14 protein-coding genes and 2 pseudogenes are annotated in these 13351 nt (G+C 65.2%); 6 read left to right on the plus strand and 10 right to left on the minus strand.

Features of this window, described 5'->3' with window-relative positions; genetic code table 11:
• Positions 1–15: 15 nt before the first annotated feature.
• The 4 genes from QP164_RS11020 to petA all read right to left on the minus strand — a co-directional run bounded on the left by QP164_RS11020 (position 16) and on the right by petA (position 3438).
• Positions 16–564, minus strand: a complete 549-nt coding sequence (locus QP164_RS11020) for an adenine phosphoribosyltransferase (protein WP_333923145.1) — start codon at positions 562–564, stop codon at positions 16–18.
• Positions 565–711: 147 nt separating this feature from the next.
• Positions 712–1554: a cytochrome c1 gene (locus QP164_RS11025; protein WP_132735715.1), complete on the minus strand. Its 843-nt coding sequence runs from the start codon at positions 1552–1554 to the stop codon at positions 712–714.
• 21 nt (positions 1555–1575) lie between these two features.
• Entirely contained in the window at positions 1576–2862 is a 1287-nt protein-coding gene (locus tag QP164_RS11030) for a cytochrome b (RefSeq protein ID WP_333923146.1), read from the minus strand.
• Positions 2863–2871: 9 nt separating this feature from the next.
• Positions 2872–3438 carry a ubiquinol-cytochrome c reductase iron-sulfur subunit gene (petA, locus tag QP164_RS11035; RefSeq protein ID WP_056489394.1) on the minus strand — a complete coding sequence of 189 codons (567 nt, stop codon included), beginning with the start codon at positions 3436–3438 and terminating at the stop codon, positions 2872–2874.
• 203 nt (positions 3439–3641) lie between these two features.
• Between petA and QP164_RS11040 the strand changes: the two genes are divergently transcribed.
• The 3 genes and pseudogenes from QP164_RS11040 to QP164_RS11050 all read left to right on the plus strand — a co-directional run bounded on the left by QP164_RS11040 (position 3642) and on the right by QP164_RS11050 (position 5701).
• Positions 3642–4091, plus strand: coding sequence for a tRNA (cytidine(34)-2'-O)-methyltransferase (locus QP164_RS11040; protein ID WP_333923147.1), 450 nt, complete (start codon positions 3642–3644; stop codon positions 4089–4091).
• A gap of 173 nt (positions 4092–4264) precedes the next feature.
• Positions 4265–5107 (plus strand): oxygen-dependent coproporphyrinogen oxidase, encoded by an 843-nt coding sequence (hemF, locus tag QP164_RS11045; protein ID WP_333923148.1) that lies wholly within the window; start codon positions 4265–4267, stop codon positions 5105–5107.
• Position 5108: 1 nt separating this feature from the next.
• Positions 5109–5701, plus strand: a pseudogene (locus QP164_RS11050) (GNAT family N-acetyltransferase).
• Positions 5702–5839: 138 nt separating this feature from the next.
• Here QP164_RS11050 and QP164_RS11055 read toward each other — a convergent pair.
• Complete coding sequence (locus QP164_RS11055; RefSeq protein ID WP_333923149.1) at positions 5840–6580, minus strand: hypothetical protein; 741 nt, start codon at positions 6578–6580, stop codon at positions 5840–5842.
• Positions 6577–7398, minus strand: a complete 822-nt coding sequence (locus tag QP164_RS11060) for a hypothetical protein (RefSeq protein WP_333923150.1) — start codon at positions 7396–7398, stop codon at positions 6577–6579. The genes QP164_RS11055 and QP164_RS11060 overlap by 4 nt, the downstream gene beginning before the upstream one ends.
• A 114-nt stretch (positions 7399–7512) precedes the next feature.
• Here QP164_RS11060 and lipB point away from each other — a divergent pair, with 114 nt between their 5' ends.
• The 3 genes from lipB (at position 7513) to QP164_RS11075 (ending at position 9552) form a co-directional block, all read left to right on the plus strand.
• The gene (gene lipB, locus QP164_RS11065) at positions 7513–8184 is read left to right on the plus strand and encodes a lipoyl(octanoyl) transferase LipB (RefSeq protein WP_333924236.1); all 672 of its coding nucleotides are present in this window, start codon (positions 7513–7515) and stop codon (positions 8182–8184) included.
• Positions 8185–8272: 88 nt separating this feature from the next.
• The gene (locus QP164_RS11070) at positions 8273–8539 is read left to right on the plus strand and encodes a hypothetical protein (protein WP_055881015.1); all 267 of its coding nucleotides are present in this window, start codon (positions 8273–8275) and stop codon (positions 8537–8539) included.
• A gap of 305 nt (positions 8540–8844) precedes the next feature.
• On the plus strand, positions 8845–9552 hold the full coding sequence (locus QP164_RS11075; RefSeq protein WP_132735736.1) for a hypothetical protein: 708 nt from the start codon (positions 8845–8847) through the stop codon (positions 9550–9552).
• 176 nt (positions 9553–9728) lie between these two features.
• Here QP164_RS11075 and queE read toward each other — a convergent pair whose 3' ends face one another.
• The 4 genes and pseudogenes from queE to argF form a co-directional block, all read right to left on the minus strand.
• On the minus strand, positions 9729–10361 hold the full coding sequence (gene queE, locus QP164_RS11080; protein ID WP_333923151.1) for a 7-carboxy-7-deazaguanine synthase: 633 nt from the start codon (positions 10359–10361) through the stop codon (positions 9729–9731).
• Positions 10362–10364: 3 nt separating this feature from the next.
• Complete coding sequence (gene queC / locus QP164_RS11085; protein WP_333923152.1) at positions 10365–11081, minus strand: 7-cyano-7-deazaguanine synthase QueC; 717 nt, start codon at positions 11079–11081, stop codon at positions 10365–10367.
• Between the two features lie 194 nt (positions 11082–11275).
• Positions 11276–12177: pseudogene (gene hslO, locus QP164_RS11090) on the minus strand (Hsp33 family molecular chaperone HslO).
• Between the two features lie 194 nt (positions 12178–12371).
• A complete protein-coding gene (argF, locus tag QP164_RS11095) occupies positions 12372–13292 on the minus strand; it encodes an ornithine carbamoyltransferase (protein WP_333923153.1) in 921 nt (306 codons plus the stop codon).
• Between the last annotated feature and the right edge of the window lie 59 nt (positions 13293–13351).

Below are 13351 nucleotides of genomic sequence, written 5' to 3' on the forward strand. Positions count from 1 at the left end.
GCAGGCAAGCGCGCGTCAGTGGCCGGGGAAGTGAATCAGGGCGGTTGCTTCGATGCCGTCGGTGCGGAGCGCGTCTGCTCCGCCGAGGTCCGGCAAGTCGACCAGGAACTGTGCCTGCGTAACCACCGCGCCGGCCTTGTGGAGCAGGCGGACCGCGGCGCGGGCGGTGCCGCCGGTGGCGATCAGGTCGTCGACCAGCAGGACGCGCGCGCCGGGCGCGAAGGCGTCGGCGTGGATCGCGATGCGGTCGGTGCCGTATTCGAGTGCGTAGTCCTCGGCGATGGTCGCGCCGGGGAGCTTGCCGTCCTTGCGGATCAGCAGGACGCCGGCCTTGAGCGGTGCGGCGAGCGCGGCGGCAAACAGGAAACCGCGCGCTTCGATGCCGGCGACCAAGTCGACGGGGCCAGAGACTGCTTCGACCATCCGCTCGATCGCAGTCGCCCAGCCGTGGGGGTCGAGCAGCAGCGTCGTGATGTCGCGGAACTGGATGCCGGGCTTGGGGAAATCCGGGATGGTGCGGATCAGCGCCTTGAGGTCGGCGTTGCGCTCTTCGGTATCGAGCATGGAAGCTCCCTTCTCTCCGCACGATGGCGGCGGATGCGCCGGTGCGCGACGCTGCGCTACGGCCAAAACGAAAGCGGCGGACAAGGCACCCTGCCCGTCCGCCGCTCCCTTTATCCGTGCGCCCTTACCGCGGGAGCCGGGCCGTCATCAATGCTTAACGTCGCGCCAGACGTTTTGGTACGCGCCCCAGGCTAGGCCGCAGAAGATCAGGATGAAGATGATCGACGCGAACCCGGCGGCATGGCGTGCCTCGAGGTTGGGCTCTGCGGTCCAGGTCAGGAACGCGGAGACGTCGGTCGACATCTGCTCCATCGTCGGCTTGGTGCCGTCGGCGTAGGTCACCTGGCCATCCGACGTCAGCGGCGGCGGCATCGCGATGTTGAGGTTCGCGAAATACGGGTTGTAGTGCAGACCCGCCGGCGTTTTGATGTCCGGGAATTCCTTCAGCAACGCGGCCGGCTGCGTCGTGTAGCCGGTCAGCAGCGAGTGGACATACGCAGTGCCGTCCTCGCGCGCCTTGGTGATCAGCGAAAGATCAGGCGGCAGCGCGTTGTTGTTCGCGGCGCGCGCGGCGATCTCGTTGGCGAACGGCGACGGGAAACGATCCGACGGGATGTTCTTGCGGGTCGCGGGCTCGCCCGTCTCCGGGTTGATCGAGGGCTGCTCGATGACCCACTGGTTGGCGATCGCCTTAACCTCGGGGTCGGTATAGCCGATCTTGGTCAGGTCGCGGAACGACACCAGCCGCAGCGAGTGGCAGGCCGAGCAGACTTCCTTGTAGACCTGGAACCCGCGCTGGAGCTGGCGACGGTCGAACTTGCCGAACACGCCGTTGGAGGCGAGCTCGAGTTCCTTGGGGTGCTTGTGTGCGACGCTTTCCGCGGTCGGCGCGACGGGGTCGGTGATGACTCCCGCCACGCTGCCGAAGAGCGCGATGCCGAGCACCAGCACGAAGGCCGCGCCGACGATGGAGGCGATGAGACGAACCATGTGTGTGTCCTCTAGTTCGTATCAGTGCGCGAGCGCGGTTTTGGCCGGGCTGGTGCCGCCGTGCTTGCTCAGCACGGCCTCGGTGATCGAGTTGGGCAGCGGCCGCGGACGCTCGGAGCGCGAAATGATCGGCAGGATGATCAGGAAATGCGCGAAATAATAGGCCGCGCAGATCTGGCTGAGGATCACGTAGAACGCGTTCGCCGGCGCGCCACCGCAATAGCCGAGTACGAAGATGTCCGCGACCAGCACCCAGAACGCGATCCGCGCCTTGGGACGATAGTTCATCGAGCGGACCGGCGAGCTGTCGAGCCAGGGCAGGAAGAACAGCAGCAGAATCGAGCCGAACATCGCCAGCACGCCCCAGAGCTTGGCCGGCAGGATAAAGTCCGCGGTGAAGGCGCGCAGGATCGCGTAGAACGGCCAGAAATACCATTCGGGCACGATGTGCGCGGGCGTCGAAAGCGGGTTCGCCGGGATGTAGTTGTCCGGGTGGCCAAGATAGTTCGGGAAGAAGAACAGCAGGCTGGCGAAGATCAGCATGAAGATGCCGAGCCCGAAGCCGTCCTTGGCGGTGTAGTACGGATGGAACGGGACGGTGTCCTGCTCGCCCTTCACGTCGACGCCGGTCGGGTTGTTCGACCCCGGGATGTGCAGCGCCCAGATGTGCAGGATGATGACACCCGCGATCACGAACGGCAGCAGATAATGCAGCGAGAAGAAGCGGTTGAGCGCGGCGTTGTCGGGCGCGAATCCGCCGAGCAGCCAGATCCGGATGGTGTCGCCGACCAGCGGGATCGCGGAGAAGAACCCGGTGATGACCTGCGCCCCCCAGAAGCTCATCTGGCCCCAGGGAAGCACGTAGCCCATGAACGCGGTCGCCATCATCAGCAGGAAGATGACGACGCCGAGCAGCCACACCATCTCGCGCGGTGCCTTGTACGAGCCGTAATACAGCCCGCGGAAGATGTGCGTATAGACGACGATAAAGAACATCGAGGCGCCGTTCGCGTGCGCGTAACGCAGGAACCAGCCCGCGTTGACGTCGCGCATGATGCTCTCGACCGAGTCGAACGCGACCGCGCCGTTGGCGGCGTAATGCATCGCCAGGACGATGCCGGTGACGATCTGGATTGCCAGTGCGGCACCGGCGAGCACGCCGAAGTTCCAGAAATAATTGAGGTTGCGCGGGACGGGATAGCCGCCGCCGAGTGAATTGTAGACGAGCCGGGGAACGGGAAGCCGCTCATCCAGCCACCGCGTCAGCGGCAGCTTCGGTTCGTATTGCTTGGCCCAGGGAAAGCTCATGGTCGTTCCTCAGCCTACCGTGACGACGGTGTCGGAGTTGAAGGCATAGTCCGGAACGTGGAGGTTCGACGGAGCGGGGCCTTTGCGGATGCGTGCGGCGGTGTCGTAGGCCGAGCCGTGGCACGGACAGAAATAGCCGCCGAACGGCCCTTTGTTCTCGCCCTCGCCGGCGCCGAGCGGGACGCAGCCGAGATGCGTGCAGACGCCCAGCGTGATCAGCCAGTTCTTCTTACCCGCCTTGGTGCGCTGCTCGAGCGTCTGCGGATCGCGCAGCGTCGAGATATCGACCGCGTCGGCTTCCGAAATTTCCTTTGGCGTCAGGTTGCGGACGAACAAAGGCTGTTTGCGGAACGACGTCTTGATCGCCTGGCCGGGGAGGATCTTCGACAGGTCGATCTCGGTGGTCGACTGCGCGAGCACGTCGGCGCTCGGGTTCATCTGATTGATCAGCGGCAGGACGATCGCGACCGCGCCGACGCCGGCGAAGGAAACGGCTGCGATATTGATGAAATCACGGCGGCGAGGGTCATGGGCCTCTTCGTGAAACGGCTCTGGCGATTCGCCGGGAGGAACCATGTCGTCGACTGTCGCCATTCATCTCGCCCTTGCACGTTATTTTTTTCGTGACGGACTAGGCTTTCGGTTTCGCGAAACCATATCCCCAATCCATCCGACCGTCCCCACGGAGGCTGCGCTTTGATAGACGGCGGGGCGACGGTTTGCCAACTGCATTTTGCTTTGGGTTACCGTGCGGCGCTCGGCGCGCTAGGGGATCCGGTATGCGAATTGCCCTCTATCAGCCCGACATCGCCGGAAATGTCGGCGCCATTCTGCGCACCGCCGCGTGCATGGGAATCGGCGTCGACCTGATCGAACCGATGGGATTCACCTGGAGCGACAAGGCCGTCGCGCGCTCGGGGATGGATTATGTCGGCGTGGTCGACGTGGTGCGGCATGTCGATTGGGACACGTTCCTGGCGCAAGTCAGCGGGCGGATCGTGCTGCTGACGACGAAGGGCGCGGTGCGGCTGGATGTGGCCGAGTTTTGCGAGGATGACGTGTTGTTGATGGGGAGCGAGGGGGCCGGCGTGCCGGAGGAGGTGCATGCTCGGGCCGATGTGCGCGTGCTGATCCCGATGCGGCCTGGGTTGCGGTCGATGAATATTTCCGTGGCGACCGGGATCGTCGCGGCGGAGGCGTTGCGGCAGACGGGCGGCTGGCCGAGCTAATCCTCCCCGGCACGGGGACGGGGACCGTGCGAAGCATGGTGGAGGGGGCTCACCGCAAACGCCCCGCTTCCGTCCGACAACTGTAACGCTCGTGGAAGTCCCCTCCACCCTTCGGCCAAGTAGCCGAACGGTCCCCCTCCCCGTTCCGGGGAGGATTTGGTAGAGACGCCCGCATGATCGAACTCGACCCCCAGCAAGCCGCCGCCCGAACCTGGTTCGAATCCCTGCGCGATCGCATCTGCGCGGAGTTCGAGACGATTGAGCGCGAGGCGGGCTCCGACGCCAGCTTCGAGTACACCCCGTGGAACCGGACCGATCCCTCGGGCGAGCCGGGCGGCGGTGGCGTGATGGGCGTGATGAAGGGCAGCGTGTTCGAGAAGGTTGGCGTCAACGTCTCGACCGTCGGCGGCACGTTCGAAGGCGAGTTCGCCAAGTCGATCCACGGTGCGGTCGAGGACCCGCGGTTCTTCGCGACCGGGATCAGCCTGGTCGCGCACATGACCAACCCGCACGTCCCCGCGGTGCACATGAACTGTCGCTTCCTCAACACCACCAAGCGTTGGTTCGGCGGCGGCGGCGATCTCAACCCACCCTTGCCTATCAAGGAGGACACGGCGGACTTCCACGCGACGATGAAGGCGGCGTGCGACGCGCATGATCCGGCGCACTACCCCCGGTTCAAGGAATGGGCGGAGACCTATTTCTACATCCCGCACCGGAAGGTCGGACGTGGTGTCGGTGGGATTTTCTTCGATCATCTCGATGGCGATTTCGAGACCAACTTCGCGTTCACGCGCGATGTCGGCGAGGCGTTTCTGGATGCGTATCCGCGGATCGTGCGGCGGCGGATGGATACGCCGTTCACTGCGGCCGACGAGGCACGGATGCTGGAATGGCGCGGGCGCTATGCCGAGTTCAACCTCGTCTATGACCGTGGGACTTTGTTCGGGCTGAAGACGGGCGGCAACATCGACGCGATCCTGATGAGCCTGCCGCCCCGCGCGACCTGGTCTTGATATGGCGCTGATCCCGGTTGCCGACGACGTCCTCGCGACGATCGTCACGACGCTGGAGATGCGCAAGCGGCCGCCGCTGCGACCGAGCCCGGGGTCGCGGTTGCGGCTGGTGCGGTGGGAGCGGCCGGCGCTGGAAAAATACCGCGCGCTGTTCCGGCGAGTGGGGAGCCCGTGGCTGTGGTTCTCGCGGCTGGTGATGGCGGACGAGGCACTGGCGGCGATCGTCCATGATCCGGGGATCGCGGTGTATGCGGTGCTCGATCCGGCGGGGATCGAGGTCGGAATGCTCGAACTCGATTTTCGCGCAACGGGTGCATGCGAGATTTCGTATTTCGGGCTGATTCCCGAATTGGCTGGGCAAGGCCATGGGCGGTGGCTGATGGCCGAGGCTTGCGCGCGGGCTTGGGCGAAGGGGTGGAGCGGGTCTGGCTGCATACCTGCACGCTCGATCATCCTAGCGCGCTGGGGTTTTATCGGGCGCAGGGATTCGTGGCGATGAAGCGGACGATCGAGACGTTTCCCGATCCTCGGGCTTCTGGATTGCTGCCGCCGGAGACGGCGCCGCAAATTCCGTATTTGGCGAAGCGGGGGTAGGCCTCAGCCACCTCCCCGGCGGAGGCCGGGGTCCAGTTGGGGGACGTTGCTAACTGAGCGGTGCGCCCGATCACTGCGACCTTTCCAACTGGGCCCCGGCCTCCGCCGGGGTGGTGCTTTTCTTCCGTTGGTGCGCCCTTACCGCGCCAGGCGGCGGTATGCCGATATAGCGATCAGGGCCATGGCGATGCCCGCCGCCATTGCGGCCACCGCGGCACCCGCATCGACGATCGCCAGAGCGACCGGGTTGGGTTCGCCCGCTTCGCGCAGGGCACGGTCGAGCATCATGAACGGCGCGCCGGCGAGCCAGCCGCTGATATAGCTGAACGCCGCCAATCCCATTAGCGGCAACCCCGAACCGCGGCTGAGCGTGAAACTGCGGCGGATCGCGCTGAGCGCACCGAGCGGGGCTTCGGCGAACAGCGCCGGGCCCGTCAGCATCGTCCGGCCGAGGATGTAGAGGCCGGGGATCGCGTACAGCAACAGCCCCGCCCCCGCCGGCAGCGACACGATCACCATCGCCAGCAGGAAGCGCGGGAATATCCGTAGGCAGCGCGTCAGCGCCTGCCGCAGGTCGAGCTGATCGCGGTCGAGATACAGCGCGTAGAATAGCGACGTACCGAAGAAGCTCATGACGTAAGCGAGCAGGTACCAGCCGCCATGTGCCGCCGCCCATGTCTGCACCGCATCGGCCCAGACCATCGCCTGCGCCTCGTTATCGCCCGCCGCCGCGTTGGGCATCGGCGGATCGGGCACGACCAGCGCCAGCGCGAAGGCAGGCAGGAACAGGAACGGCGCGGCGATCCGTAGCAACAGGTCGCGGTCGCGCTTGAACAGGCTCCAGGCATCGGTGAGGACGGTCGCGAAATCGAGCTTCATGGGGTGACGGATTTCTCTCTGACGGCGACATAGAGCTGCGCGGTGAAGACGGCGGCGAGCGCGGTGAAGGCGGTGGTGACGATCGTCGCGGCGATCCCCGACAGGAAGGTCGCGGTGGCGATCCCGTCGGCGCCGAGCGCGAGCCGGAAGATGATCCCGGTCACGGACTGTGCGGCCCAGGTCGAGACGAGCATGACGATCGCGAACAGGATCAACACGCCGATGATCCGCCACGTCAGCCCCTTGGTCAGCTGGACCGAGCGACGGATCGCACCGATCCCGCGGCGCTCGTTCAGGATGACCGGGTTGAGCAGCACCAGTCGCGCGCCAATCCAGATCGCCAGCAGGAGATAGGCGATGCCGTACAGCGCGGTGAACCCAGCGGCGCCGGCGGTCGGCGGGGTCATCTGTACGCTCGATCCATTGGCAGCGGCGGAGAAATCGAAGCCCGACTGAACCAGAACGATTACCGGCGGCACGGCGAGCAGCGCGGCGACCAGCGTGATCAGCGCGGTGATGCCGAGCGCCGGCAGTACGCGCGCACCGGCCTGGCGGCGCGCGGCCGCAGCATCGGTGCCGGGATCGCTGGCAATCGCGACGATCGCGAGCTGCGCCCATAGCATCGCGACCAGCGTACCGATCGCCAGACCGCTGCCGATCAAGGCGAAGCTCATCGTCCCCGGTGTCGAGAACGCGACATAGCCGTCACGGATCACGCTGGGCAGCAGAATGCCGAGCACCGCGATCGGCGCGATCATGCCGGTACGCCCGTTGAGCACCTCGATCGTGCGATCCCAGACCGTTCCCATCTTCACCATGCGTCACGCTCCCCCGGTTCCTGTATCGCGCGGGTTAGCCCAAGCCCTTGCGCTTGACCACATGGTTGAAACGCACGTCGGAGTTGCAAGTGCGAGCGTCGGTGCGCAATTGGGATCGGTGACGAACCCCTCCCCTCCGATATCGAATGGCGGACCAGCGCCGGCCTCACCCCATATGCCGATGCGCTGGCGGAGATGGAGGCGCGCGCGCTCGCGGTCGGCGCGGGCGAGGCGCGCGAGCTGTTGTGGATGCTCGAACATCCGCCAGTCTACACCGCGGGCACCAGCGCGGATCCGGGCGACCTGATCGACGCGCGCTTCCCGGTGATCCCGACGGGACGCGGCGGCAAATACACCTATCATGGGCCGGGCCAGCGGATCGGCTATGTCGTGCTCGACCTGACCAAGCGCGGACGGGATGTCCGCTGTTACGTCCACGCGCTCGAATCCTGGGTGATCGCGGCGCTTGGCGAGCTCGGCGTCGAGGCGTTCGCGGTCGATGGCCGGGTCGGCATCTGGACGCTCGATCGGGGCCGGGAAGCCAAGATCGGTGCGATCGGGGTACGGGTAAAACGCTGGGTGACGCTCCACGGCTTCTCGGTGAACGTCGATCCGGACCTGTCTCACTTCGGTGGCATCGTACCCTGCGGCCTGTCCGAGTACGGCGTTACCAGCCTGCAATCGCTGGGCATTTCCGCCGACCTTGCAACCTTCGACGCCGCCCTGGCGTTGACGGCCGATACTTTCCTTGAAACAGTTTCTTGTCCTCAAGAAAACGAGGCTTGAGGACAAAGCGTTATCGGATTAATGTCCACTACGATTTGGGTATTAAGGGCGAGCAGCCAGCCAAATCCTCTATCTAGGGAGCTTCCACATGCGTGCACTCATTTCCAAGGTCCTGACCGGTTCGCTGATCGCCAGCGCAGCACTCGCCGTTTCGGCTTGCGGTCCGAAGACCGAGACGACCACCGACAACACGATGGTCACCGACATGAACGCCACTGAAGGCATGGACACCATGACCGACAACATGACCGCAGTCGACGGCGCGTCGAACGGTGGCATGATGGCCAACGACACCATGATGGCGAACGACACGATGATGTCGAACGACACCATGATGACCAACAACGCAATGTAATGGTCGCGAAGGTCGACCGTTACGGCGGATGACCTTCAACGGCATTATGCGATGTGAAGGGCCGCCCGGGCAACCGGGCGGCCCTTTATCGTTACGGGATGGGGAACGCCGACCCTGGATGCCGGTCAGCGCGTTTGCGCACGTCGAATGGCGGCAAACCGCGGTCGTTTCGGATGCGACAGTTTGCATACCGGATCGGGGTATTCGGGTCGCAAAATCGATCCCGGCAAAAGGTTAAAATCGCTTGGGGGTTTGGCGGAAACGCTTTAGATTCGTCGACTTGGAATGCCCCTGGGGAGGTTTGAATGAAAGTCTTGCGTACCGCGCTCGCGCTCTGCGTGGCGTCGAGCGGTCTCGCTGTGGCGCAGTCGGCGTCGGCGCAGTTCTTTTTGCAGTCGCGTGACTTTTCCGGCGCTGCGGTGACCGGCGACGAAGCCGATCTCGGCCAGCCCCTGCCGGGTGCGACGCCCGCGGAAACGCGTGCCGCCCTGGTGTGGCATATGCGCGCCGCGCTCAACGTGGCGGCCCTGCAATGCCAGTTCGAGCCGACGCTGTTGACCGTACCGAACTATAATTCGATTCTCGCCGATCATGGCGACGAGTTGAAGGGTGCGTTCGATACGCTGACCAAATACTTCATCCGCGTGAACAAGGCGTCGGGCCTCCGCGCCGGGCAGGCCGCGCTCGACCAGTTCGGCACGCGGACCTATTCCAGCTTCGCCACGGTCGCCGCGCAATACGGGTTCTGCCAGACCGCAGCCTCGATCGGACGCGACGCGGTGTTCGCACCGCGCGGGCATTTTGCCGACGTCGCGCTGGCGCGGTCGCGCGAACTGCGCAACAGCCTGATTCCCTGGGGCGAACAGCGCTTCCCGCGCTACATCGGCCGCGATCGCAATGCGGCAATGCCGCGGCTCGATACGATCTGCTGGAACAAGAAGGGCGAGTGGGTCGAAAAGAAGTGCGGCGCCCAAAACTGGCCGCCGGTTGGCGTCGGCATCGCCGGGCGGTAACGTCGCCGCCTTGCCCGAATTACCGGATGATTTTATCCTCGCGTTCTGCCGTCACCCCAGCGAAAGCTGGGGTATCTCACGAAGCGCGCGACGAGAGTCTCATGGGGTCATCCCAGCTTCCGCTGGGATGACGGTAGGGAAAGAATGAAGTCCCCTACGTAGCGCGCTTCAAATTATCAGCGCAGGCCCAGCAGCTTGTGCGTCTGCAGCGACAACCGCCACTGCGGCCGCTGCATGACCAGATCCACGCACGCCTCGCGGTTCGCGTCGGCGCGCGGATCGTCGAGCGGCTGGAGCAGGAAGTTCGCGAAGTCCCAGGTCTCGACCTCGTCGAGGTCGCTGCCCGGCTGCGGCCAGACGAGCTTCAGTTCGTGCCCCGCGCGCTGGACGACGATGCTGCCCGCCTTGGGGCTGATGCAAATCCAATCGATACCCGGATGCGCGGGGATCGTGCCGTTGCTCTCCATCGCGATCCGGAAGCCCTCGCCGTGCAACGCATCGACGATCGCGTCGTCGATCTGCAGCATCGGCTCGCCCCCGGTCAGGACGACGAATCGATCGTTCGTGCCGTCACCCCAGAAGCCGGCGACCGCCGCTGCGAGCGCCTGCGCATCGGCGAACTTGCCACCGCCCAGCCCGTCGGTGCCGACGAACTCGGTATCGCAAAACTTGCAGACCGCGGTCGCGCGGTCCTGTTCGCGACCCGACCACAGGTTGCAGCCGGCGAATCGCACGAACACCGCACGACGGCCGGCGTTCACGCCCTCGCCCTGCAACGTGAGGAACATCTCCTTGACGGCGTAGCTCATCGCTCAGGCCAGCCCGGATCCAGGACGCACGGCGTAGACGGTGGGATCGGCAATGCCCGCGTCCTCGAACCCCTTGGAGCGCAGACGGCAGCTGTCACACAGGCCGCAATGCTCGCCGGCGGGCGTCGGATCATAGCATGACCAGCTCAGCCCGAGATCCAGGCCAAGACGCGTGCCCTCGCGGACGATATCCGCCTTGGTCATCATCTGAAGCGGCGCCTGGATACGGAACGGCTCGCCCTCGACACCAGCCTTGGTGGCGAGTTCGGCCAAACCTTCGAACGCGGCGATGAACTCGGGGCGGCAATCGGGATACCCCGAATAATCGAGCGCGTTGACGCCGATATAGATGTCGCGCGCGCCCGCCGCCTCGGCCCAGCCCAGCGCAAGGCTGAGGAAGATGGTGTTGCGTGCGGGTACGTAGGTGATGGGAATGCCACCGCCATCCTCGGTGCCCGCGCCATCCTTCGGCACGTCGATATCGGCGGTCAGTGCCGACCCGCCAAACGCGGAGAGATCCATCGGCAACACGATGTGGCGTTCGGCGCCGATCGCGGCGGCGACGCGGCGGGCGGCGTCGAGTTCGATCCGATGGCGCTGATTATAATCGAACGACAGCGCGAGCACGCGCTGGCCGGCTTCGCGCGCCAAAGCGGCGGATACCATCGAGTCGAGCCCGCCCGAAACGAGCGCGACCGCAAAGGGAGCAGGAGATGTCATGATGCGCAATGCGCTAGGCCAGCGGCGCGCAAAAGAAAGGGGCCGCCCGGTAAGGCAGCCCCCTAAGGTTGGCGCGAACCGCGCCACAAGGGAGAAAAACGTGCCGAATAAAAAGCACAGTCCCTTCTATACCCAACATAAGTGAATAGGGAGTTAATTTCTTAAGTTATCGTTGCGGGGAAAAATCCTGCAAGTCAGGCGCCGACTGGAACAGGAAATTTCTTCGCGCAGAACGCGCAATCGACGATGATGAAACCGCTCTCGTCGGCCATCGACCGCCGCTCCTCGATGGGAAATTTGGAGATCACCCCTGAATATAATCAGGGTCGCAGCGGCATCCGCGCGAGATCGGAATATCCGCGAGAATGCGGACGTCGTCTTCTTCATTGAACAAGCGCCAGACCAGCGTCTCCAGCGGCAGGAACGCATTCGTGAGTTCGTCCGCGCCGATCGTGTTGCCGAGCGTAGCGACATGCTCCCATTCCGGGTGGTCGAGCTTGGTGTGGAGCCGCTCGCGACCATCCTCGCCCTCGGGAAGATGCTGGAGGAACAGCCCACCTGCGACGCAGCGCCCGTCCGGGCCCTTCGCCATACCGGTCCGAATCATCGTCGGGATCTGCTCGGACTGCGTGAAATAGCTCTGCGCGGCCTGTGACAGCGTATCCCCATCGAGCGGGACGATGCCCTGGTACCGTTCGTTGCTGGTCGCCATGTCGAACGTGATCGCGAGGTACCCCGCGCCGAACAGCGCGAACAACGATGGCTCGGCGGGGGCTTCGGCAAGCTTGTCCGCGTCGTATTCGATGTAACCGCGCACTTCGCCGCCGCGGTAGTCGCAGACGAGCAGCTGGACGACGCCGTTGTCGGTGCGGGTCTGCATCGTCAGCTGGCCGCTGGCGTCCTTGAGCGTCGAGCCGATCAGCGCGGCGAGCGTGAGCGCCTCGGCGAGCAGCTTTTCGATCGCAGGCGGATAGGCGTGGGCGGCGAGCACTTCGTCGAGCGCGGTGCCGAGCCGGACGATCCGGCCGCGGGCACTGCGCGCAGGGATCGCGAAGGCCAGCGCGCGGTCGAGATCGGTCATGTTGGGGTCGTTCATCGGAGGGAAGATGGGGAGCGAGGGCGGCGGGTCAACCCGATCCCCCATCCGTCGCCCACCCATCTCCGTCACCCCAGCGGAAGCTGAGGTATCCCTATTGGCGGGCGCCGAGGCTCGAACGGGGATAACCCAGCTTTCGCTGGGATGACGGATGGGGCGCGGGGTGGCGTGAACGGCGTGTTACCGCCGGTCCGTCACCCGATCTGGCCGAAACACCAGCGCAAGACCGACTTCTGCGCGTGGAGGCGGTTCTCCGCTTCCTGCCAGATCAGCGACTGCGGGCCGTCGATCACCTCCGGCGTCACTTCCTCGCCGCGGTGCGCGGGGAGGCAGTGGAGGAACTTCGCGTCGGGCTTGGCCAGCGCCATCAGTGCGGCATTGACCTGGTACGGCGTCAGCGCCGCCAACTTGGTCTCGGCATGCGCCTGCCCCATCGAGATCCAGGTATCGGTGACGACGATGTCCGCCCCCTCGACTGCCTCGCGCGGCGTCGACACGATACGCGCCCGCCCCTTGCCCAGCGCGACTTCGGCGTCGGTCGGCATATATCCTTGCGGGCAGGCTGCGACGACGTCGAACTGCATCAGCCCGGCGGCCTCGACGATCGACGCAAGAACGTTGTTGCCATCCCCCAGCCACGCAACCTTGAGACCGGGCAGCGCCTTGCCGCTCTCGATGATCGTCAGCAGGTCGGCCATGATCTGGCACGGGTGCGACGCGTCGGTCAGGCCGTTGATGACCGGGACGGAGGCGTAATGCGCCATCTCCTCGATCTTGGCGTGATCGTCGGTGCGGATCATGATCGCGTCGACATAGCCCGACAGGATGCGCGCGGTGTCGGCAATAGACTCGCCGCGGCCGAGCTGCATCGACCCTGCGTCGGAAACGATCGAGGTGCCACCGAGCTGGCGGATCGCCATGTCGAACGAGAAGCGCGTGCGCGTGGAATTCTTCTCAAACACCATCGCGAGTGTGTGGCCGGCCAGCGGCGCATCCGAGTCCGCGCGGCCCTTGGGGAAACCGGCGCGCGCCGCCTTGCGATCGAGCGCATCGGCCAGCATCGCGGCGATGCCGTCGGCGCCCGCGTCGGTGAGATTCAGGAAATGGCGGGTCATAATATCCTCCCCGGCACGGGGAGGGGGACCGTTCGCATTAGCGAATGGTGGAGGAGCTT

Origin of the sequence: Sphingomonas sp. LR59, assembly GCF_036855945.1 — a bacterium.
Classification (GTDB): domain Bacteria; phylum Pseudomonadota; class Alphaproteobacteria; order Sphingomonadales; family Sphingomonadaceae; genus Sphingomonas.